Source organism: Vibrio sp. 2CM40D, from assembly GCF_023161825.1.
GTDB lineage: Bacteria > Pseudomonadota > Gammaproteobacteria > Enterobacterales > Vibrionaceae > Vibrio > Vibrio alginolyticus.
The window spans coordinates 683,311-704,307 of record NZ_JALNTL010000003.1 but is presented as its reverse complement, the minus strand read 5'-3'; the positions used below and the strand labels follow the sequence as shown (position 1 = coordinate 704,307).

General features: G+C 43.4%; 22 protein-coding genes. 8 read left to right on the top strand and 14 right to left on the bottom strand.

Going from position 1 to position 20,997, the window contains the following annotated elements; genetic code table 11:
* Positions 1-53 precede the first annotated feature (53 nt).
* The 3 genes from MTF70_RS09590 (at position 54) to MTF70_RS09580 (ending at position 3,487) form a co-directional block, all read left to right on the top strand.
* Complete coding sequence (locus tag MTF70_RS09590; RefSeq protein ID WP_005376459.1) at positions 54-668, top strand: 3'-5' exonuclease; 615 nt, start codon at positions 54-56, stop codon at positions 666-668.
* 173 nt (positions 669-841) lie between these two features.
* A complete protein-coding gene (locus MTF70_RS09585; RefSeq protein WP_017820975.1) occupies positions 842-2,602 on the top strand; it encodes an ABC transporter ATP-binding protein/permease in 1,761 nt (586 codons plus the stop codon).
* Between the two features lie 492 nt (positions 2,603-3,094).
* A complete protein-coding gene (locus tag MTF70_RS09580; protein WP_005376463.1) occupies positions 3,095-3,487 on the top strand; it encodes a hypothetical protein in 393 nt (130 codons plus the stop codon).
* Between the two features lie 40 nt (positions 3,488-3,527).
* Here the strand turns inward: MTF70_RS09580 and MTF70_RS09575 are convergent, their stop codons facing one another.
* From MTF70_RS09575 to MTF70_RS09560, 4 genes are all read right to left on the bottom strand, one after another.
* Positions 3,528-4,532: a metal-dependent hydrolase gene (locus tag MTF70_RS09575; RefSeq protein WP_017820976.1), complete on the bottom strand. Its 1,005-nt coding sequence runs from the start codon at positions 4,530-4,532 to the stop codon at positions 3,528-3,530.
* 328 nt (positions 4,533-4,860) lie between these two features.
* Entirely contained in the window at positions 4,861-5,319 is a 459-nt protein-coding gene (locus MTF70_RS09570; protein ID WP_005388759.1) for a hypothetical protein, read from the bottom strand.
* A gap of 93 nt (positions 5,320-5,412) precedes the next feature.
* Positions 5,413-6,441, bottom strand: coding sequence for a phospholipase A (locus tag MTF70_RS09565; protein ID WP_005376466.1), 1,029 nt, complete (start codon positions 6,439-6,441; stop codon positions 5,413-5,415).
* A gap of 226 nt (positions 6,442-6,667) precedes the next feature.
* The gene (locus tag MTF70_RS09560; protein ID WP_005376471.1) at positions 6,668-7,171 is read right to left on the bottom strand and encodes a DUF2938 domain-containing protein; all 504 of its coding nucleotides are present in this window, start codon (positions 7,169-7,171) and stop codon (positions 6,668-6,670) included.
* An 84-nt stretch (positions 7,172-7,255) separates the two neighbouring features.
* Here MTF70_RS09560 and MTF70_RS09555 point away from each other — a divergent pair, with 84 nt between their 5' ends.
* Entirely contained in the window at positions 7,256-7,663 is a 408-nt protein-coding gene (locus MTF70_RS09555; RefSeq protein ID WP_021707542.1) for a helix-turn-helix domain-containing protein, read from the top strand.
* 72 nt (positions 7,664-7,735) lie between these two features.
* Here MTF70_RS09555 and def read toward each other — a convergent pair whose 3' ends face one another.
* The 7 genes from def to MTF70_RS09520 form a co-directional block, all read right to left on the bottom strand.
* Positions 7,736-8,242 carry a peptide deformylase gene (def, locus tag MTF70_RS09550; RefSeq protein WP_005388756.1) on the bottom strand — a complete coding sequence of 169 codons (507 nt, stop codon included), beginning with the start codon at positions 8,240-8,242 and terminating at the stop codon, positions 7,736-7,738.
* Between the two features lie 233 nt (positions 8,243-8,475).
* On the bottom strand, positions 8,476-8,940 hold the full coding sequence (locus MTF70_RS09545) for an ABZJ_00895 family protein (RefSeq protein ID WP_017635325.1): 465 nt from the start codon (positions 8,938-8,940) through the stop codon (positions 8,476-8,478).
* A 512-nt stretch (positions 8,941-9,452) separates the two neighbouring features.
* Positions 9,453-9,992, bottom strand: a complete 540-nt coding sequence (locus MTF70_RS09540; RefSeq protein ID WP_033906511.1) for a sel1 repeat family protein — start codon at positions 9,990-9,992, stop codon at positions 9,453-9,455.
* A 1-nt stretch (position 9,993) separates the two neighbouring features.
* Entirely contained in the window at positions 9,994-10,764 is a 771-nt protein-coding gene (locus tag MTF70_RS09535; RefSeq protein WP_033906510.1) for a hypothetical protein, read from the bottom strand.
* A 296-nt stretch (positions 10,765-11,060) separates the two neighbouring features.
* Positions 11,061-12,506 carry an AGE family epimerase/isomerase gene (locus MTF70_RS09530; protein ID WP_161441566.1) on the bottom strand — a complete coding sequence of 482 codons (1,446 nt, stop codon included), beginning with the start codon at positions 12,504-12,506 and terminating at the stop codon, positions 11,061-11,063.
* A 107-nt stretch (positions 12,507-12,613) separates the two neighbouring features.
* Positions 12,614-13,156, bottom strand: a complete 543-nt coding sequence (locus MTF70_RS09525) for an AAA family ATPase (RefSeq protein WP_054577844.1) — start codon at positions 13,154-13,156, stop codon at positions 12,614-12,616.
* Between the two features lie 294 nt (positions 13,157-13,450).
* Entirely contained in the window at positions 13,451-14,794 is a 1,344-nt protein-coding gene (locus tag MTF70_RS09520) for a magnesium transporter (protein ID WP_248393946.1), read from the bottom strand.
* Between the two features lie 215 nt (positions 14,795-15,009).
* Between MTF70_RS09520 and MTF70_RS09515 the strand changes: the two genes are divergently transcribed.
* Positions 15,010-15,885 (top strand): universal stress protein, encoded by an 876-nt coding sequence (locus tag MTF70_RS09515; protein ID WP_005376485.1) that lies wholly within the window; start codon positions 15,010-15,012, stop codon positions 15,883-15,885.
* A gap of 43 nt (positions 15,886-15,928) precedes the next feature.
* Here MTF70_RS09515 and MTF70_RS09510 read toward each other — a convergent pair whose 3' ends face one another.
* Both MTF70_RS09510 and MTF70_RS09505 read right to left on the bottom strand, forming a co-directional pair.
* Entirely contained in the window at positions 15,929-16,318 is a 390-nt protein-coding gene (locus MTF70_RS09510; protein WP_054574607.1) for a MazG nucleotide pyrophosphohydrolase domain-containing protein, read from the bottom strand.
* 26 nt (positions 16,319-16,344) lie between these two features.
* Entirely contained in the window at positions 16,345-16,773 is a 429-nt protein-coding gene (locus MTF70_RS09505) for a PaaI family thioesterase (RefSeq protein ID WP_054866349.1), read from the bottom strand.
* A gap of 211 nt (positions 16,774-16,984) precedes the next feature.
* On the opposite strand from MTF70_RS09505, the gene gloA reads away from it, so the two are divergent.
* Positions 16,985-17,371, top strand: a complete 387-nt coding sequence (gloA, locus tag MTF70_RS09500; protein WP_005376490.1) for a lactoylglutathione lyase — start codon at positions 16,985-16,987, stop codon at positions 17,369-17,371.
* An 11-nt stretch (positions 17,372-17,382) separates the two neighbouring features.
* Entirely contained in the window at positions 17,383-18,483 is a 1,101-nt protein-coding gene (locus MTF70_RS09495; RefSeq protein WP_054866340.1) for an alkene reductase, read from the top strand.
* A 117-nt stretch (positions 18,484-18,600) separates the two neighbouring features.
* On the opposite strand, the gene MTF70_RS09490 is transcribed toward MTF70_RS09495, so the two are convergent.
* Positions 18,601-18,876, bottom strand: a complete 276-nt coding sequence (locus MTF70_RS09490; RefSeq protein ID WP_017820985.1) for a nitrogenase-stabilizing/protective protein NifW — start codon at positions 18,874-18,876, stop codon at positions 18,601-18,603.
* 241 nt (positions 18,877-19,117) lie between these two features.
* On the opposite strand from MTF70_RS09490, the gene MTF70_RS09485 reads away from it, so the two are divergent.
* Positions 19,118-20,968 (top strand): acyltransferase family protein, encoded by a 1,851-nt coding sequence (locus MTF70_RS09485; protein WP_205461052.1) that lies wholly within the window; start codon positions 19,118-19,120, stop codon positions 20,966-20,968.
* Positions 20,969-20,997: the final 29 nt, after the last annotated feature.

The following is a 20,997-nucleotide window of genomic DNA, read 5'->3' as shown; positions in this document are numbered from 1 at the left end:
TTCTGTCGCTTTCGATAATACTCTTGCGCAATATTACTCAGCTGGAAAATTTTATGCCTCAAGCAAACTCTGTGGTCGTACTCGACTTTGAAACCACAGGTCTCTCTCCTACTTTAGGTGATCGCGCAATAGAAATTGGTGCAGTAAAGTTAGTCAATGGCGAGGTTGTCGATAGTTTTCAGCAACTCATGAATCCCGGTTTCAGAGTGAGTTCTTTCATTGAGAACTACACCGGCATTACCAACAATATGTTGCGATCGGCACCAAGCTGCGAAGAGGTAATGGCGTCATTTAGTGAGTTCATTGCAGGCGAAAACCTTATCGCTCACAACGCGTCCTTCGATAAACGATTTTTAGATGCGGAGCTTGAACGAATCAACTGTGGTTATTCGGGTGAGTTTGCTTGCTCCTTACTAGTGGCAAGACGGCTCATTCAAGAAGCCCCATCACATAAGCTAGGTGAACTTGTTCGCTATAAAAATATCGACAACGACGGTGTTTTCCACCGAGCACTAGCCGATGCGCAAATGACAGCCAAGCTTTGGCTCTTAATGGTCGAAGGGATAGAAAACTCAGGCGTCGAAAAACCAAGTTTTCAGTTGATGCAAACGGTCAGTAAAACAGCCAAAGGAAAAGTCGACCTGCTACTCGCCAAAAGCCGTGCGTAACCCCCTCCGAACTAAAAGCTGATTCTAGTCTCTTAGACGTTTAAGTGATTTTCGATATACATGCGATATTGGTTATCCCAGTTAATTTCCTAATCCGAAAGCGGCAGTTCGCTGGTCTCACCAACCAAACTGGCTTACTATGCCAGGTACCTAAAACGCTTTGTGAGTCACTCATGAGCAGAAAAAATAACAAAAATCTCAGCATTCTTCTTAAACTCAACACCTTTATTGCACCTTATAAATGGCGGGTTGCGGCAGCCTTGGTTGCCCTTGTCGCGACAGCAAGTTTGACGTTATCCGTTGGCTATGGAGTGCGCATTCTTATCGACCAAGGCTTTGCTCAGCAATCATTGCAAGAGCTCACCAATGCGATTCAGTTTATTGTCGGTGTCACATTGTGTATTGCCATTGGGACTTTCTTTCGCTTTTACCTTGTCTCTGCCGTAGGTGAGCGCGTTAGTGCGGATATTCGCCTTGCGGTGTTTAACCATGTGATTACGCTGCATCCGAGCTATTTTGAGACTAACAGTAGTGGCGACATAATGTCGCGCCTGACTACCGATACCACATTGCTGCAAAGCATTATCGGTTCATCGTTCTCAATGGCGATGCGTAGCGCTTTGATGTGCTTTGGTGCCATCATTATGTTATTCGCTACCAACGTTAAGCTCACGCTGATTGTGCTTGCTTCTGTGCCTTTGGTTTTGGTACCAATTTTGTTTTATGGACGACGTGTGCGTGCGCTCTCTCGTCAAAGTCAGGACTCAATGGCTGATGTTGGCAGCTACGCTGGAGAAGCGATAGAACATATTAAAACCGTGCAAAGTTTTAGCTCAGAGTCGCATGAACAAGCGGCTTTCGCTGTCGAGGTGGAAAAAGCTTATGAAATAGGCAGACAGAGAGTAAAACAGCGCGCGATCCTGATATCAGGCGTTATTGTGATTGTGTTCAGCGCGATTTCAGGCATGCTTTGGGTAGGCGGCAGCGATGTGATTCACGGAAAAATGTCTGCGGGTGACCTAGCCGCATTTGTGTTTTATGCCATTATGGTTGCCTCATCGACTGCAACCATTTCCGAAGTCATGGGTGAATTGCAAAGAGCCGCAGGTGCTACCGAACGGCTGATTGAGATCCTTCAAGTAGACAGTGATATTAAAGCGCCAAGCAACCATTTGCCTGTCCGTTCCGACATGCCTGCTGAGATTAACTTTAATTCGGTGAGTTTCAACTACCCTTCTCGCCTAAATCAACCAGCAATCAAAGAATTAAATCTAACCGCTGAACAAGGAAAAGTACTGGCGTTAGTCGGCCCTTCTGGTGCAGGTAAAACAACACTATTCGAACTGCTGCAACGATTTTATGACCCACAGCAAGGGCAAGTGTTGTTTGGTGGTGAAGATATTCGACAGTTCGACCCAAACGAACTTCGACGTCAAATGGCGCTCGTACCACAACAACCAGCGCTGTTTAGCCATGATGTTTTCCATAATATTCGCTACGGTAATCCTAAAGCGACGGATGAACAAGTTATCGAAGCCGCGAAAAAAGCCCATGCCCATGAGTTTATTGAGAAGCTTCCCGAAGGCTATCACAGCTTTTTAGGCGAGCGCGGCGTTAGGCTATCGGGCGGACAAAAGCAGCGCATTGCGATTGCTCGCGCGATTCTAAAAGATCCAAAAATCTTACTGCTAGACGAAGCTACCAGCGCCCTTGATAGTGAAAGTGAACATCACGTTCAGCAAGCACTTGAAGCTCTAATGAAAGGACGCACAACGTTGATTATTGCTCATCGTCTTTCGACTATCCAACATGCGGATAAAATTGCGGTGCTCGACAATGGCGAGTTAGTCGATGTTGGTAACCACCAATCATTAATGCAAAGCTGTGAGTTGTATCAGCGACTTGTGGCATTGCAATTTAAGCACTTGGAGTAACGCCTAGTTAAGCGTTCAAAAGTAAGCAAAGGCGGACCAAATAATTTAATAACAGGAGTTTAACGATGTTTTTGTGTCAGTCCAGCGAGCCTTGGCGAGACTAAGAATCTAGCTCTGAGTGGTTAATGAGATAATTTAGACCATGAAGAGCTAGGATAGAAGATCCCACATCATGTCCCATCGTCGCTGTACAAGGTGACGAAATACAAAAGATGCCACTCGCAGTTAAACGAGCGGCATTAAACCAAGCAGCTCGCCTTTTAACAAAGGAATTCCAGTAAGAATCCAGTAACGAGCGTATTCTCCCTTCAACTAGAAACACTCGTTCACAACTACCATATAAAACCCAATCAACTTCATTTGTAACAATTAAGGTTTCAAAAATAGGAAATCATTACTGAAAAAGTTTACCGCGTTTTGTGTTGCTATCTATGGTTACAATGCTTGAGACATCAATGCCTTCAAACCAAGCAACACAAAAGCGGCACCGATATGAACAGCGAAGCGAAACAACTATTTTCTTATCTATGTCAGCGATACGATGCGCTTTCTCAAGAGCTTGAGTCTCGCCCTTTTCCTGAATTTTCTGAGACTATTACTCATCCTCTTGGGCACTGTTTAGTCCGTTGCCCAGCAGGTAGCCAACGCTTTTCTATTGTAGCAGTCAACTTTGCACCCTCCGTTCGCGGGCAAGGCGTGCTTACTGCATTTATCGACTACATCAAAAGCAATCCTTACCACTACCAAGGTGTTGAGGTTGCAATCATTGAAAACAAGAACTTAGCTAAACGGCTTTTGTCTCTTGGCTGGAAGTACAAGTCCCTGTTTGGCAAGATTTTCTTCGCTAGCAAGCCGACCCTAGTAAAGGACTTTCAGTCTGCGTAATAGTTATTACGAAACCGCATCGACATCCAAAGTAAAACCATCACTCAAAATCCGTAAGCATGTTGAAAAAAACTTGGCGATCTTCTGCAGTACTTCCTCGATGAGCAGTGTATTCAACGTGCGCGTCTGCGCTGGCTTTTGGGGATAGATTGATGCCCCATAACGCATTAATTTGGTTTGGTACGATGGAATAACGCATATCAACAATTCGCATTTCATTATTCGGATCCGTCGCTACAAAACCGTTTGAAAACCAACGGAAACGTTCGATGTCTCTTGCTTGTTGCGATTGCGGGTTTAGCCACGGAAATTGCTCTTTTATATTTAACTTTGGAGTTGATTCGCCAGGGTAAATTTTTATTGAACGCCCCACCCTTACGGCATCTACATAGTAGCTCTCTTCCGTTTCATAAATTAGTTTCCAAACCAAAAGATTGCTGAAACTTGGTTTGGCTTTTAATTGTATAGCGTTGTGTTGTCGCTCTTTGACGATTTCCCAACCAGCTACTTCTGCTCTATCTCGTTGTATCGTTCCAAGACTTAGGTAAGCCAGGCACCATAAAAATGCAATGCGGGCATAGTTTGGGCTTCGCTTCAGTGCAACAAACAAAAGCAATATTAAAATAGGGAGTGTGAACGCGGGGTCGATTACCGAAATAGTGTTCCAAGCATAACGCGTGTTGCTTATCGGCCATAGAAGCTGTGTTCCATAACTGGTGCATGCGTCTAATAACGCATGGGTACTATAACCAAGCGCGCAGTAAAACCAACTCTGCCGGAAGCTTAGTCCTCGCTTTTTTGCGAACAATGGATACAACAACAAAGCACAAATGAAACTACCAAACGGGATAAACAAGAGCGAGTGAGTAAATTGGCGATGGTATTCCAAATACAGCAAAGGATCAGTTGAAGAACGGATTAGCACATCTAAATCCGGAGCCATCCCAGAGACCACGCCCAACACGCCAACAACTGCAAGGTTTCGCTTGTTGCTCACCGCCAGTGGCAAAGCTGCACCCAATAAACCTTGCGTTAACGGATCCATCGTTCATTTCCTTTAGATAGATGAAGCTCAGCTGGAAAGCGTACACGCTCAATAGTCGGTTCCAATTTAAAAACCAGAAGGTTCTTCGACATAAATTATCCGCATTTAAGTGGAAAATAATACACGACTTAGTCATGCATTTGCTTGTTTAGCAACAAACACCTTGATTTAGTGTAAGAAGGAATCACGCCGTTCGCTAGTGAACGAACAAATCTGAGTCTAGGCTTGTTTGGTATTTCAAACCCGAAGGTTTATCTGACGCGAAAAAACAAGGCGATCCAAATGGCTCGCCTTGTTTCTAATTTACTGAACGATAAACGACAGGTGTTTAGTCTTGAGGATTCTCTTTCGCGTTGATTTCAGCGTAAGTGTGCAGCAGCTCCGTCAATGTTTTTACCCACGCAAAAACATCCGAAGGTGCATTTTCGATTAGTTTTTCCACTAGCGCACAGTGTGTTTCTAGCGTGATGGCCTCTTCCAAACGGAATGAGATCGCGTAGAAATGCCAAAGCACCAATCGCGTCATTCGCTCGCTATTTTGCTTTGCGTTGTCTGAGTCATCAAACGCTTGTTGAATTTCACTCAGTGCGATTGCTGTCATGCGTAGCATTGCATCAAGACGTGCAGACAACATGCGGTCTTCACTATCCACTTCTTCTTGATCAAAAGTGAACAGCTCATTCATCACGTCTTCTGGCACCATTTTACTGATCATACGAGCACTAAACTCTTCCAGCTCATGGCGAGGCATAGTTACAAGACAATCGAAGGTGTAATCACGAAGCATAAAATCACTCTAGGTTAGAAATCAATTTCAGCCTCGCATTCTAAATATTGAAATTTCAATTGCCAGTGTTAATTTCTATCCATCTACGAAAAACTACAAAACACCGTTAATTGCAATACCAACACCAATCCGCTGCTGATTATGATCATAGTCGATCAAGCTCTTACCATAACCCGCTGAGTATTGTGCGTACCCCTGAACTTTGCCCCAAATCGGAAATGACACACCCAGTTCTGCAAAACCCTTATGTGTTTGAAAGTTCTGGCGACCTAAAAAGGTAAACTCGTAACCATTCCACTTGTAAGCACTCGATAGCTCAAAGTGTCCCATATAGTCTTCGATATCCGGGTTATCATCACCTTTGGGATCATTAGGCGATGTCTTTTCATCTTCAGGTATACGCCACCAAGGCTGGATAGAAACCGCAAAATTGTCTTTTGCAAAGGTTACGTTGGCATAGACACGGTTCCAACTTCGCGATAGCTCCTGTCTCTGACCGTTAGACTCATGTTCAATACCAAAACCTAACCAAGTCGAACCATCAAGTGGTTTCCAGTCAGTTGGGGTGTAGTAAAAAAGCTCTGGACGATAATTGGTTTCACGGAATGGACGAGATGCTGCACCCGTGTATACCTGCCAAAATGATTTAAGAGTCATTCCAAAAAACAGACCATCGCCATCAAACAACAAGTCATCATAGTTCATTGGTACTTTAAAACTGATTTGGAACTCCGCCTCTTCCTTACGCAGTTCATCGCCGTATTTGGTGTCGGCATACGCGCGTTTATTTACACGATCACTGTATGTAAACGGAAGAATATAGTTAACGCGATGCGCGACCAGACTAAACGGTTCGAACGCGTTTTCTCGTTCTGATTCCAAACGCTTGTCGACCAAACTTTCCTGAAGTTCTTCAGGCTCTTCAATTTCTGGATCAGCGGGCACTGTGCTGGTTACTGTGTCAAGCTCACACTGCGCGCGAATGCTCTTTATGGTTTCTTCACCTTTGCTTTGCTTTATTTTGTCTAGCAAACATAAATCATAAGCACTGGCTGTTTCTCCCATCGCAACTGGCGCTGCCAATAAACTCAGTATTGATATCCCTGCCACTTTTGAAGCCATCTGAAACCCTTAATATTCTTTATGTCAAACCAGATAATTTTAGTTTTTCTTGGTAAACCGCTTGCCATTCTGACGTTAAGGCAATGTTAAATGTCCGCCGACTTTACGTCTTGGATAAATGCAACAGACTTTAGACATATCGGTCAACTATGATCAAAGCGCAAAAAACAACCAAGAGTTGAGCATCATAGATAAAAACCACTCGTTTGCATGATGCTCATTTTATCTATGCAAAATACTGGCTCGTAACTTTGATTGCAAACCCGGCTATGAATAAACCCAAACCATAACCCAAATGCGCCAATGTGCTAAGAAAACGGGCTTTCCAAGGTGTTGGGGTTTTACTCGCAGCAAAACCAAATCCTAGACAAGGTTGAATGACCAAAAATGGGAAGATCAACGTTACCACGCCTGTAATTAAGCTGGGCATTAGACTGGGCTCTACCAACCAATGATGACCAAAAACAGTAACGTGAGCCAAAGCGAAAGTAACGCCGATGGCATAATGCAAAAACCAGCCAAGTGACTTTTCTCCCGGCATCGCCTCTGACGCCATAATTGGCGCATGCATAAGCTTTCCTTGGGGCATGTACAAAACCCAGCGCGCAACCAACGCATAGTTTAATGAAGGAATACCAAACACTCTCCTTTGTAACCATGCCCATAAATCCATTATCAAAGTGGCACCAATCCCTATTAGCACCGCTTGCAATCCCATTAAAAGCAGCATTTTTCTCTCCTCAAGTTTTTGATTTGTTAAGGTCTTAGTTGCATGCTACAACTTAAAGCCAACTTGAAGTCAATGGGGAATAATATGGATATTGCAGAAGTGGTTAGAAAATCAGGATTGCCGACTTCAACGCTCAGGTACTACGAACAGCTGGGGTTAATTCGCTCGATAGGAAGGAATGGATTGAGACGCCAATATTCACCAGAGGTACTCAATACACTCAATTTAATTAGTTTGGGGCGTATCGCTGGAATATCGCTTAACGAAATGGCAGAAATGTTGAATCAATCAGAAGTTTCAAAGCCATATATCGATCGTGACTTACTAACGAAAAAGGCACTTGAGATTGATGAGCAAATAAAACGTTTGAAAGCGGTGCGAGACAGCCTAAACCATGTTGCCACCTGCCCTCATGAGTCACATATGGACTGTTCTTCATTTCAAAGGCTTATGAAGGTCGTAAAGCGTTATGTCCCCCAAAAGCAGAGATAAACCGCTCTCCCTACCGTCCTATTCTTGATTTACAAGGAAGTAACTCGCGGTTGTGAGTTACTTCCTTTCATATTACTTAGCTTGCGATTTTACGTACTTCTTCACTTTTTTCATCGCCATTTTTTGCTTTAACGGTGAAAGGTAATCAATGAACAAGTTACCAGATAGGTGATCAATTTCGTGCTGCATCACAATCGCCAAGAACTCATCGCTCTCGATTGTAATCGGGTTGCCATCACGGTCTAGTGCAGAAACAACAACTGACGTGTAACGCTCTACATCTGCGTAGTACTCAGGAACAGATAGGCACCCTTCTTGACCAAGTGCTTTGTTTTCTCCGCTCACCACTTCTGGGTTAACCAAGATTAAAGGATCATTGCGTTCGTCAGAGATATCGATGACAACAACCGCCTCTTTTCTGCCTACTTGGGTTGAAGCTAAACCGATACCATTGCCCGTTGCGTAAAGTGTTTCTAGCATATCGTCTATCAGCGTTTGTACTGTCGATACATCAGTGACTTTTTCTGCTTTTACTTTAAGCCTTGGGTCTGGAATGGAGAGAATTTCGAGGACTGCCATACTTACCTTTCATATCTATAAATCGTAATTCGTGGCGAATTATACACACGTTTCTCGATACATAAACCTGCTAAGCTATCTTGCGCACAAGGCATAAACCATTAACTCAAACTACAACACAATAAATGGGTTTGCCTTTTAGATAAAAATCCTACAAACAGGAAACTAAAACGCCAGCACATTATGGCTGACGTCTTGTCATGATCCTAATTGAATCGTTTGTTGTATTTTATCTACTGACTTTCCTTGGCTTTGAGTAATACTCTAATCGCCATTTTCTCACCACTTTTTAAAATTAAGTAGGCGATGCCAATCGTTATTAGCATTATGATAGCAATAAAAATACTTACCCCACCGAGCTCAGATAATAAATAAAACGGAGAAATATCTAACGACATTAAGATAAGAGAGAACACTACCAAACTTGCTAAAGTCCACAGTAAAACAGCATACCATCTTGTTTTTGATGGCATTACATCTCCAGTCTTGTAGCCGAAGTAATAACCAACACTCATGGCTGGGATTAACGTGCTAAGAAAGCCTGTACCACTCATTTCTATCCCAACAATATATTCAATGGCCAACAGCAATGCAGCCCAACAAACGGACGCCAGACACAACAGAGACGTAACAAGAAGTACCGATGGTGGCTGGTTTATTTCTGATTCTGAATAGTTATTTTTTAATTCCACTTTCATTTCCTTCCATTTATTTGAATAAAATAAGCGTTTTAGATCATGCTTCCGCTTGGACAACCTAGAGAAACAACACCACAAGAAATACAACTTGTAGCTTTTTAAATAGTTTTATTTTCATTTAACCTAGATTCCAACTAACTGTTATTTTTTAAAACTAAACCCTCTCTCTCAAATTGTATATTCAATAAGTTTACTCATATGGGCCCAGTGCAACCATGTTAATACGTTCTATGTATCAGAAACAATTCATTTATTTCCAATGACACTAGTGAGACTATGCGACGTGATTGGAATCTCACTTAAGTTTTCATGGACCTATCGCGCTGAAAATTGAATCCTCTACCTGTCATAAAATAAAAAGCCGTCAAAACCAGTGGTTCTGACGGCTTTTTATTTTCTATTACACACTCGATTATTGTTGCAGCTTCGCTGTGGCTTCTACTGCTTTGTAGAAGTCCAGCACTCTCTGTTTGAGGTTCGATTAAAACCCTATAAAACATTAAGCCGCAATATTAATTGAGTTGTTCTATATAGCGATTCAGCTCTACCGCATATGTTTTTTGATCAATCGCAGTGTCACCTATTTCTTCATCTAGAAATCCAAGTAGCATTTGTGCACCACCTTCACCATTATTTAACGCTTGCGTCAAGTAATAGGCTGAAAGCACCTTATTTTCAGGTAAACCACAGCCATCATCATACAAACATGATCCTAAATAAAATTGTGCACTAGCCAACCCATCATCAGCAGCCTCTGAGATTAAAGAAAAGCCCCGCTTAACATCCATGACTTTTGGCTCTTTCAGAAGGATTATCCCTAAAAGCTCTTTACTATGAACATCATCCACTTCGATAGCTTTGATCAATAAAGACTTTGCTCCTTGCACATCACCTTGTTCATAAAATTTATTTGCTTCGCTGTACAACTGCTCTGGAGCTTCTCGGTTCTTAGTTAGGAGGCTTTCTGTCGTTTTAGTTGCCTCAAACTTTGACGTAGTATCGTTACATGCCGTAACAAGGAGCACTACTAATAAAACGTTAACAATTCTCATGTTATTCCCATGTGCATTTGATAAACAAGACTGCTGTCGAGTATGAATCGTCATACTGACCGCTTACAATTTGAAACTTTGTATTGATCGGAGCTTTAGCACTAGCTTCACACATATTGGCAATTTGACCACGAACATAAGCACTCGAATCAAAGTTATACTTGTCTTCTTGAGGAATTATACTTGCTAATGAAACTCTAGATAGTTGAGGAGCTTTCCCATATTCCCTTTCGACTTTCAAATACTTCACATTAACAATCAAAATGCAGCCAGATGATTCTAGATTTGCATTGTGTACTCGATTAGCTAGTACTCTAACGTTTTGTCGGATAATATCAAAGAGAAGCATAGCTCTGCCTTTCTGTAATACCATCCCTAAGGCCATGGCCCTTCCACTATTTGCTTTCATTGCAGTAGAAGCTAGAGTTGACGACTGTATTGGAGCTAGAGACGAAAATTTACGTGAAGGAATAACAGCTTTGTTTTTCCAGTGCATTCGATCGGTTAACATACCAGACTTAACCGCCATGTTGCGATCTATCTGTTCCTTAAGCTTTTGTAACCTTTTCTCACCTGTAATATCATTTGGAAGCTTACGTAATGGTCCCGCAAGAGAAGTATCTTTTATGGTATTAACGGGAATTTTCTCATTATCTAATTTGCTTCTTAGTTCGACACAAGAGCTAAATAGTTTGTCAGCTGGATACATGTAATTAATGTAGTTGATTGATAACGGCGTATCTCTCTCGTGCGTTAGTATAGAAATGTACATAATGATTCTCTCAAAACCATTATTATGAACAGGATTGCATAAAGTTCCAAGCTCTAAGTTGTCCTAGTTGTGAGATATACCCTAATCAATGAAAGTTAATTTATAGTTAGATATTTGTTAGAAACACTCAGCGGTCATTACAAATAAACATTCGTTAACTATATGTGTTGTCACCATTACATGTAAGGTTATTAAAAATAAAGGCTAACCAGTTGGTTAGCCTTTATTGATATTACTGCTACAATTTTGCTTTGGCTTTTACGCGGACTTTAATTAACACATCACCATCGACCAACCTAAGGTCGAATATTGGTGAATGTCGCGGTGGTGACTCCATCACTTTGTGACGACAACGATTTTACGTCTGCGCTAAAGTAATATGGATTAAGTGGCATTTTATTCTCTGCTGGTCGCGCGTAGTAAAGCTTGGCAGGCTGTTTTGCCATTTGTTGCGCGTACAAATACCCGACCAACGCATGTTCAAACTGGTGGTAACCATTTCCCCAATGGAACGCTTTGGTTGATTTAGGGCTTAGACCGACGCCTCCATATTGATGATCCACCCATACGTCCATAAAAGTGGGTAACGTGTATTGAAGCGTTTCTTTCATCGAACCATCGACAAGAGAAACTGTCATTGCCGCTTGATCGAGCTCTGCCCATTCCCAAGACGAGCTATAGTGCTTGTATGGTCTTGATTGCCAAGCAGGAATGCTCTCTTGCGTCCATTTACTCTGCCATTCTGGTGAGAAAAGCGCTTTGACTTGCTCAAAGTTTTGCTGGTATTGCGCTTGCTTAAGCGTGTGTTTCATTCCTTTGAAACCAAACTCTGTCCACTTTGAATTTTCCAACAACTGACCTGTCAGATACGTCATCCAATACGCCTTGATGGTGTGTCCAAAATCATTGTGTTTCGCATCTGGCATCATTACCGCTTTGTGGTGTATCGCGCCATAAAAGCGCTGCTCTTTGACGGAATGGTAGTTATCTATCATCACTTGCGTCAGCCATTGCAGATCTTGCTTCCACTTGGCTTGCGCTGGCGGTGGTAAAAGTGGCGCCGTTAACAACAGATAGCCATTGATCTGGTCAAGTTGAGCGACTAGCTCTTGCTGCTTCGCACTTTCCCCATCACCGTCTTTCAAAACCCACGCCAGACCGCGATCATCGCTTCGTCGGTATTGTTTAAATATAAACGCTTGCTGGTCGATAAGCGCTTGTTCGACCTTTGGATCTTGAGTCAAGTAGTAGTACATCGCCAAACCCACTAAGGCGTATGCTTGGTCTTGAGAAGTTCGTTGTTGCCACTCCATCCCCGGTTTCCCACTACGCGTAAAGCTCACAAAGCCGCCGTTTTTCTCATCTTGTAGATGATCAATCAGGTAATAAGCCCCTTTCTTTGCCAGCTCTAATGCTTGCTTGTCACCCGTAAGATGAAAAAGCACGCCATAAGCGTAAATTTGGCGCGATTTCATGCGGGTGTATTCGCGATCGAAGTGCGGGCTAATCCACCCTTCGTTTAATTCTCCACACGGCTTTTGTGGGTCGAGAATGACACCGTTATCACAACGAAAAGTCGGAAAATTCCCCGCAGGTTGTCCATGCGCGCTTTCCATCATCCAATATGGGGCTAGGCCATTCGTCACATGGTTTAACCAATCATCCCCCGAAGGCAGGCCTACATCAGCAAAGCTGCTCATGCTCGTCGTTGCGAGCAATAAGGTAAGATATTTAAAAGACATAACACTCAATTAAGTTATTGAATTTTATCCAGTATAAATAACTCCCTTTACGCATATTGTTGTCGTGCTCACAATAGCCTTACGCATTTGTTTGCATCAATCATCTTTCAGCCTTGTTCGATGACTGAGCCGAGAATAAACGCTACTCTGTCTTCGACTGACATTTTGGGCACTTCGATCAATTGATAACCAAATTTGTGATAAGCGTTGACCATCTGTTGATACGTAGCCACCGTTTCAGAAAAATCTTGCTTTCGCTCTTCGTCGTTGCTGAATATCGACGTCCACGGTGGAAAAATGAATACTTGAGAATGATAACGAAGCATCTGGCAATGCGTGATGAGCTCATGCGAGATTGGAAGTTGTTCCAACTTACTGTAGCCATATACGTCCACAATACTGCGATCAAAAAACACGTCCCCTTGGTGGGCATTGAAAGCTCGGTAATTACTCACTTCTGCCTTCATCATTTCGTCTCGAAAAGCTTGTTTGTCATTCCAAGGTAATGCTGAACCGTGATTGGCAACCTGCGTTTGTATTATTTGACGGCCGGTTTCTGGCGCGCAGATAAAGCCTTGTGTTTTTAGTTGTTCGATAACCGAGGTTTTTCCTGCACCGGGACCACCAGTGAATACGATGAGTTTGTTCAAAATCTTTTCCTTATTTTTTGTTTGAGTGAAGTAATGCGTGTACAGCCAAGAAAATTGGCATCATTTGGCGTTTGAAATTGGCATGGCATTTGGCACGCCAGCGTTAAGCGAGATCGTTAGTGGAAAGTTTTGGGGTAGAAATGAGCAGTGAAAAATATTGATGAAATGAAAGCTTAAACGGCGTGTTCAGCGTTTATGAAAAACGGAGGAATTTTGAGCGAACCAAACGTACCCAAAATATTGGGTTAGGAAATGGTGCGATTGGTTCTGCTGGTTAACACGTCAATTGGATATCTATATCAAGAAAATGGCACCTAAGCCTAAGAACGCAAAGAAACCGACGACATCGGTAACGGTCGTCAATACTACCGAGCCAGCCACGGCGGGGTCAATGTTAAACTTTTTCAACGTGAATGGTATCAACGTACCCGATGCCGCGGCCGCCAAACTATTGAGGAAAATGGCACAGCAAATAATAAGCGCCAATGGCAAAGAGTCAAACACCATGTAAACGACACCCGCGATCACCAATCCCATAATTAACCCATTAATGGTGGCGATTTTTAATTCCTTATTCACCAATAGCTTCAAGTTACTTTGGTGCAAGTGGTTCAATGCGATACCCCGAATGGCCACCGCTAAGGTTTGGCTACCTGCGATGCCGCCCATACTCGCCACAACGGGCATTAAGATAGCAAGCGCAACGACTTGCTCGACCACATTATCAAAAAGCCCAATAATGGCGGAGGCTACGAAAGCGGTCAGCAAGTTAATCACCAACCAAAGTGCTCTTAGCCTTGTCGCCACGCTTAATGGTGTGAACAAATCTTCTTCGCTTCGTACGTTTTCTGCCACTACAGCTTGTAGGCTGAGTTCGCGCAACGTAATCGCAATGGTCGCCATCGACAAGACGCCCATAATTTTGCCACCAGCCATGATAGGAAACCAATGTGCTCCACCATCAATCGAGACTTGTTTGCTGACGCTTTGAATCGTTTGAATATCTTCTAGAATTGGCGTAACTACGGTCAAGTCGGTAAGTTTGATATGATTTTCGTGCAGCAACAGGGTATGCGGCTCTATCGTACCAATCACACCACTTGCATCACGCACAATAATCAACCGCACAGGACTTTGCCCGCGTTTTAGCAGCTCGGTTTTTATGCCTCCTACGCTGTTTTTAGGGTTTGCGACCAGAAAGTGAGGCTCGGCATAACGTCCAACTTTGTTGTCTTCATACGACAATGCTTGTTGGATATGCGCGACAGACTCTTCACTTTGATCAATAAGGTATTCATCTACAAATTCGGTCGGTAGAAAGTCCGCAAAGATGATCAGTTCTGAATCCGTTATGTACGCCAAGCGTTCATGTTGTAATTCTTTATTGAGTGATTGATGAATGTGCTTGGCGGTGTCGTATCGGAGCAAATTTAATACCGTCCAATACTTCTCAAGCGGCACTGCTTCTATGACACGCTTACGGTAAGCAATGTTGACCGATTCCAAAATGTTCGCAATCTGTGCTTCTTGATAGTCTTTCAAAAAGCTCAAGTCTTCGGTCGATTCTATCGCTTTAATGATCTCAGCAAGCAAATGTGGCACTTTGCGGTTAATTTGCAATTGGTTAGAATCTATCATTACTTTTACCTAAAGCTTTCACTACCACATTCGCCGCATTGACGATATGTGCTATCCGAAGGCATGAATTCTTGATGTTAAAATTCTAGGCGATAGTTGACTTAATTGCGGAATTTATATTTCGCTCGCAGAAACAAAACGCCTCTGCATCAGTTCATGGTATAGACTTGAATGTGTGTCAGGCTCATTCGCCTTGTTTGATAATGGAGTAATCAATGGCACCTGTATTTTTTCTGACTCAGCAGGCCGCCTTACCAAGTCGTAAGGTGCTTCGTAAAGTGATTCAATTTTCGACAGCGCTGGCTCAGCCTATTGTAGTTTTAGTGGAAGACCATCGCCGAAGTGAAGATCACGCATTCGCTCATTTTCTCAGTTTCAACTCTGACCATATAGAAAAAAGACAAGCTGAGTTTGAAGCTTGGACCTTAAAGTTCAACGCATTAATTGTCGAACTTTGTGAAGAAGAAGAGCTTGAAACACCAACGCTCTCTTACGAGCATTTCAAAGGGAGCCATTGGGTTGAGCAAGTTGCGAAACGACTTGTTGACCACACTGACTTACTGCTCGTGGGACACTTTAACAAACACGAGATTCAAACGATGCTCACAGAACTAGCACAACAAGATTGCGACTTGTTGCTACTGAGTGAGCGTTCATGGCCTTCTCACGCCAACATGCTTTGTGCAATCGACCCACTTCATCGAGGGGATGAAAAGTCGATAGTAGATAAAGCCATCGTCTCGCGAGGCTCAAAATTAGAACAAACCTTAAGCGGGAAAATGACGCTCGTTTACTGCCGATACGTCGCGCCATACCTCTCTCGCTATCGTGCAGAGATATTAAGCAATCAAAAAGCAGGCATTACAGATTTTATTACTGCGCAAAAGTTAACGCGAGTTCCATTACTATTACCGGAAGGAAACCCTGAAACGGCGTTACCAAAAGCAGTTAAGCAATCACAAGCAGCGATTTTGATTATGGGTGCATGTAAACGAAGCATGTCATCCCAATTTTGGTCTGGCAGCACTGTAGACACGTTACTTGACCAACCACCTTGTGACCTACTGTTGGTCAACAGCTCCAAGGGCTGACTAGGTATTCCCTATTAATCTATCCTTTCAATACCAAGCGCAGTTATTGGCTCTTTACATCTTCTAACTGCGCGACTTCATGCTCTGCGTTCAAGGCTTGTTTCTGCTGCTGTTTTATTTCATCCCAACTGCGTCCCGACTCAATCGCAGATACACGCTGATCGTATTTGTTGCAGGCTCTTTCGAGTACTTTCTCAGGATCTATCCCCTTTTCTCTTTCCAACGCTTTTAATACGTTAAGGTAGTTCCACAACACATCGCCTAACTCGTCTTCCAAATGACAAAGGCGATCCTCACGAATCTCTTCGCGGACTTCATCAACTTCTTTGCCAATGGCCTCCAGATAAGTCTCTACGCCTTTAAACCAAGTATTGGTTTGGTCATATTGAGATTTTCTCGTCGCAATTGCATACAGCTCATCAAATTTCTTCATTGCCTCTCCGTAGAACACGTTTTTATTTATGCCTTTTTAGGACGAATAAACTTCCCTTTAGCCGTCACTCTAACTTCGCTTTCGACCCGCAATTGAGCCACCAGTTGATATATACCGCGTCGTTCACCTTCACAGTGTGCAGTAATCGTGACTCGATCATCTAACTGAATAGGTGCATGGTAGCGCACATCCAACTGCGCCGTAAGGGCTTGAATGTCTCTAGATAACAAACAATGCGTCATTGCACCATCGAGAAGCGAACTGGCAATACCACCATGCAACAGGTCTGTGTAACCTTGATGACGCGGTAAAACGTGAAACTCTCCGACAACAGAACCATCGGCTAGGTATTGGTAGTTCACGGCCAAAGAGTTCGGATTCACATTAATTGAAGAACAAACCGCACATTGATGATGATATTCGTGAGTGTAATGACAGTAGCTGTTTGTGGACATGATAGTTACTCGGTTTCTCAAAAGAGTAATTAGCATATGCCAACAATTAAAAAGAAACGGCGAGTAATCTTTGTTTGCATGTTGCAGGGCCAGCAACCTCGCTTTTCATAACACTAAATAATCATTTTAATAATTAACGATAATTTCCAGTTTATTTAGAGTGGCGATATGGTTTGCATAGTGATTACGCAACGTTATGAAAAGGCGACTTATGAAGTTTCTCCACACGATGATCCGTGTAGCTGACCTAGACAAATCTATCGAATTTTATACAAAAGTTCTGGGAATGAGTGTTTTGGATCGTTTTGAAAACCAAGAATACCGTTACTCACTGGTGTTTGTTGGTAACCCTGATCAACCAGATGGCGCGACCATCGAGCTAACTTATAACTGGGATACCGACAGTTACGACTTGGGTAACGCATTCGGACACATGGCACTGGGGTCTGAAGATATTTACGCCGCTTGCGAAAAAATTAAAGCGCTTGGTGGCAACGTTACTCGCGAGCCAGGTCCAATGAAAGGCGGAGAAACTCACATCGCGTTCATTAAAGATCCCGATGGTTACCAAATCGAACTCATCCAAACTCAAAAATAACGAGGTTTCCTATGACAGACGCATTATTTCAACCCATTCAACTTGGCTCTCTCTCATTAAAAAACCGTATCGTTATGCCTCCGATGACGCGCTCTCGTGCTTCTCAACCAGGTAATATTGCTAACGACATGATGGCGACCTACTATGCTCAACGTGCTGAAGCGGGCCTAATCGTTGCTGAAGGCACACAAATTTCGCCAATGGGTCAAGGCTATGCATGGACACCAGGCATTTACAGCCCAGAGCAAATTGCTGGCTGGAAAAAAGTAACTGATGCAGTGCACGAGAAAGGCGGCGTTATCTTCGCGCAATTATGGCACGTTGGTCGCGTGACTCACCCTGATAACATTGGTGGTGAGCAACCTATTTCTTCTTCTGCGCTAAAAGCAGAAAACGTGAAAGTATTTGTCGATAACGGCACAGACGAACCGGGTTTTGTCGATGTGGTTGAGCCACGTGAAATGACCAAACAAGACATCAAGAACGTTATTGAAGAGTACCGCCAAGCCGCACTAAACGCGATAGAAGCCGGATTCGATGGTATCGAGCTTCATGCAGCGAATGGCTACTTGGTTAACCAGTTTATCGATTCTGAAGCGAATAATCGCACCGATGAATACGGTGGTTCCATTGAAAACCGTCTGCGTTTTCTTGGTGAAGTGGTAGAGGCGATGACGCAAGCTATTGGCGCAGAGCGTGTTGGTGTTCGTCTTGCACCATTCACTTCGTTAAATGGCACCGTTGATAGTACGCCAGTCGAAACCTACACCGCCGCTGCAGCGCTGCTTGATAAACTCAATGTGGTTTACATTCACATTGCAGAAGTGGATTGGGACGACGCGCCAGACACTCCGCACGACTTTAAAACCGCAGTTCGTGAGGCGTATAAAGGCACACTGATCTATGCCGGTCGTTACAACGCAGAAAAGGCGCAACACGCGATTGAAAGTGGTTTAGCCGACATGATTGGCTTTGGCCGTCCGTTTGTTGCAAACCCAGACTTACCAAGCCGCATCAAGCATGGCTATCCGCTGGCAGAACATGACCCTGCCACATTGTTCGGCGGCGGTGAAAAAGGCTTGGTGGACTACCCTGCGTATCACGCGGGTTAATTCATCTACGTAAAGCTGATTCGTAACTCGCGACAAACCAATAGCGAAACCAAAAGAACCTTGCTCTTCCCCCTGTGACACCAAGATGCAGGGTTCTTTTTAGGCAAGCCACCAGAATTAACGTCTTTGACAAGATGTACAACCTCGGCACGCAGAGCGCGTCGTTTTACTGAGCAAACTGCGTTGTACTTTACAGTAAGCATTCTTTAAAGCACGACGACCTGAAAACCAATCATCCGGTTTAGTGAGGATTAAGTAGCCGTGAAACCTCTTAACCAACTCGGTTCGATTGTTTTCGATAAATCGGCTATCAAACTCGATGTCGAAGTAATTCAAAGCCTCTTCGATACAAGTAAAGCTGGCAATTTTTTCCTGAATCGTATTCTCTGTCATCGTTTCTTTAGCGTAATCATTTTCAATGAAGTCTAAGTGCCTCGCGCTTTACGTTCTTTGATTTAGCGCTTCTTAAGATCATTCTTTATGGGGTTTCCATATTGAAATTCAATTTGGGAATTCGTTAACCCACCTAGCATTTTCATTTTGACAATCAATTTAAGGTACTGATTTAAATAAATATTATTTCTGGTTCATATTTTGCTCTACTTCATTAAACGGAATGTTGGAGCAACACGATATGACTTACAGAGCAGAAGTAGACGGATTAAGGGCGATTGCTGTCACGTTGGTGATTTTGTTTCATGCAGGAGTTGAGCAATTCGCTGGTGGCTTTATTGGCGTCGACGTGTTTTTTGTGATCAGCGGCTATTTGATCACCACCATCGTGATTAACGACTTAGAAAACCAGAAGTTCAACCTTGGTGATTTTTATGAGCGACGCATTCGTCGCATACTCCCCCTCTTACTGGTGGTGATCGCCGTCAGCTATTTGATGTCTTGGTGGCTATTTTTGCCGCAAGCACACAAAGACGTTGGTCAGTTTGCAGTGTCTTCCATTCTTTCCGCATCCAACATTCTTCTGTATTTAAAAGGCCACAATTACTTCGGTTTAGAAGATCAAGCCAACCCGCTGTTTCACACTTGGAGCTTGGGCGTTGAAGAACAATACTACATTGTCATTCCTTTGCTACTCATGCTACTCGCTCGTGGCAAAAACGCGTTTTACCTGACTTTTTTCATCGCGGTATTTGCGCTGAGTTTGATGACTATTGTCTACGCGAGCAACGATCCTGATTTCGCTTTTTACATGATCTTCTCTCGTGCTTGGGAACTGGCAACCGGTTCATTACTCGCATTAGTGATGAGAAAAGTCCAAGTTCAATCTAACGATACGCTGGCAACCATTGGCATCGTTTTGATATTGGCTTCCGCGCTTTTGTTTGAAAAATCGCAAGATGGTGCGGGCATTACGCTGCTGGTGCCGGTCATCGGTAGCGCGTTGGTGATTTTGTTTGCCTCTAAAGACAATGTCTGCGGTAGATTACTGAGCCTAAAGTGGGTCGTGTTCGTCGGCTTAATCAGCTACAGCTTATACTTGTGGCACATTCCATTATTTGTCTTTTACCGCTACGTGTTGGATGCAACACAAGACATCAATATCCCACTTTACGTTGTCACTCTTTTTGTACTTTCTTACTTCACTTGGCGCTTTATTGAAAAGCCGTTCCGTAGCCGAAAAGCCATGAGTATGCGCACTGCGTCCGTGGTTATTGTGTTGTTGACGTTGCCCTTGCTAACGTTCGGCGTTATCGGTCATAAAAACGGTGGTTTTCCAGAAAGAAGCGCATTTTTCGAGGCCATGCGCGTTAACAACGGTTATGGTTTAGATTGCAACGGCAACACCAACGTTAACGATGTGTGCTCGTCTGCGCCGCAGCCCGACATCGCTGTGTTAGGCAATAGTCACAGCATGGTTTACGTGAAGCGTCTATCCGAAGTAACACCAACTGGCGTGGTGCAACTTACTCAAGATTCCTGTGCGGTCGGTTATGTCGACACCATCAAAGGTGCTGGCTCAGTTCCTTGCCGACAGTTCTTCAATGAGGCTGTCGATACAATTCTAAGTACCCCTTCCATTCGTCGCGTTGTTATCTCTTCTAATTTCAATAAAGAGCTTTCACAAGCCGATTATGAAGCATCATTAACCAAATTATTGAATGAACTGAAAGGAAAGGAAGTGGTCGTTTTCGGTCCAACCCCTTCTGCACCGTTTGCGGTAGGAGAATGCCTTTGGAAAGCGCGTTTGTTTGGCGAGACAGAAGAGTCTGCCTGCGACTTTTCTCCCAAACAACATCACCCTCAAAACGTGGCGAAGTTAGTGAACTACTTTGAGCAATTTGAGCACGTTGAGTTTGTCGACTTGACCGATGCCATTTGCAGAAATGGCGTATGTCGAATGAGAGTTGGAGCAAACAATGCGATGTATACGGATGACAGCCATTTATCTTACAAAGGTGCTGAGTTGGTGCTTGGACATTACCACAACAGTACAAATGAAGCGCAACAGTTCACTTACGACCGACAATAACCAAGGGAATAAACTTTTATGCTTCAGCG

Coding starts and splice junctions, on each gene's coding strand:
- MTF70_RS09505 (WP_054866349.1), bottom strand. CDS start 16,773: ATGTCCACAAACAGCTACTGTCATTACACTCACGAATATCATCATCAA.
- MTF70_RS09565 (WP_005376466.1), bottom strand. CDS start 6,441: ATGGCTTCAAAAGTGGCAGGGATATCAATACTGAGTTTATTGGCAGCG.
- MTF70_RS09590 (WP_005376459.1), top strand. CDS start 54: ATGCCTCAAGCAAACTCTGTGGTCGTACTCGACTTTGAAACCACAGGT.
- MTF70_RS09490 (WP_017820985.1), bottom strand. CDS start 18,876: ATGACAGAGAATACGATTCAGGAAAAAATTGCCAGCTTTACTTGTATC.
- MTF70_RS09575 (WP_017820976.1), bottom strand. CDS start 4,532: ATGGATCCGTTAACGCAAGGTTTATTGGGTGCAGCTTTGCCACTGGCG.
- MTF70_RS09515 (WP_005376485.1), top strand. CDS start 15,010: ATGGCACCTGTATTTTTTCTGACTCAGCAGGCCGCCTTACCAAGTCGT.
- MTF70_RS09510 (WP_054574607.1), bottom strand. CDS start 16,318: ATGAAGAAATTTGATGAGCTGTATGCAATTGCGACGAGAAAATCTCAA.
- MTF70_RS09520 (WP_248393946.1), bottom strand. CDS start 14,794: ATGATAGATTCTAACCAATTGCAAATTAACCGCAAAGTGCCACATTTG.
- MTF70_RS09580 (WP_005376463.1), top strand. CDS start 3,095: ATGAACAGCGAAGCGAAACAACTATTTTCTTATCTATGTCAGCGATAC.
- MTF70_RS09545 (WP_017635325.1), bottom strand. CDS start 8,940: ATGAAAGTGGAATTAAAAAATAACTATTCAGAATCAGAAATAAACCAG.
- MTF70_RS09485 (WP_205461052.1), top strand. CDS start 19,118: ATGACTTACAGAGCAGAAGTAGACGGATTAAGGGCGATTGCTGTCACG.
- gloA (WP_005376490.1), top strand. CDS start 16,985: ATGAAGTTTCTCCACACGATGATCCGTGTAGCTGACCTAGACAAATCT.
- MTF70_RS09535 (WP_033906510.1), bottom strand. CDS start 10,764: ATGTACATTTCTATACTAACGCACGAGAGAGATACGCCGTTATCAATC.
- MTF70_RS09540 (WP_033906511.1), bottom strand. CDS start 9,992: ATGAGAATTGTTAACGTTTTATTAGTAGTGCTCCTTGTTACGGCATGT.
- MTF70_RS09555 (WP_021707542.1), top strand. CDS start 7,256: ATGGATATTGCAGAAGTGGTTAGAAAATCAGGATTGCCGACTTCAACG.
- MTF70_RS09570 (WP_005388759.1), bottom strand. CDS start 5,319: ATGCTTCGTGATTACACCTTCGATTGTCTTGTAACTATGCCTCGCCAT.
- MTF70_RS09530 (WP_161441566.1), bottom strand. CDS start 12,506: ATGTCTTTTAAATATCTTACCTTATTGCTCGCAACGACGAGCATGAGC.
- MTF70_RS09585 (WP_017820975.1), top strand. CDS start 842: ATGAGCAGAAAAAATAACAAAAATCTCAGCATTCTTCTTAAACTCAAC.
- MTF70_RS09495 (WP_054866340.1), top strand. CDS start 17,383: ATGACAGACGCATTATTTCAACCCATTCAACTTGGCTCTCTCTCATTA.
- MTF70_RS09560 (WP_005376471.1), bottom strand. CDS start 7,171: ATGCTGCTTTTAATGGGATTGCAAGCGGTGCTAATAGGGATTGGTGCC.
- def (WP_005388756.1), bottom strand. CDS start 8,242: ATGGCAGTCCTCGAAATTCTCTCCATTCCAGACCCAAGGCTTAAAGTA.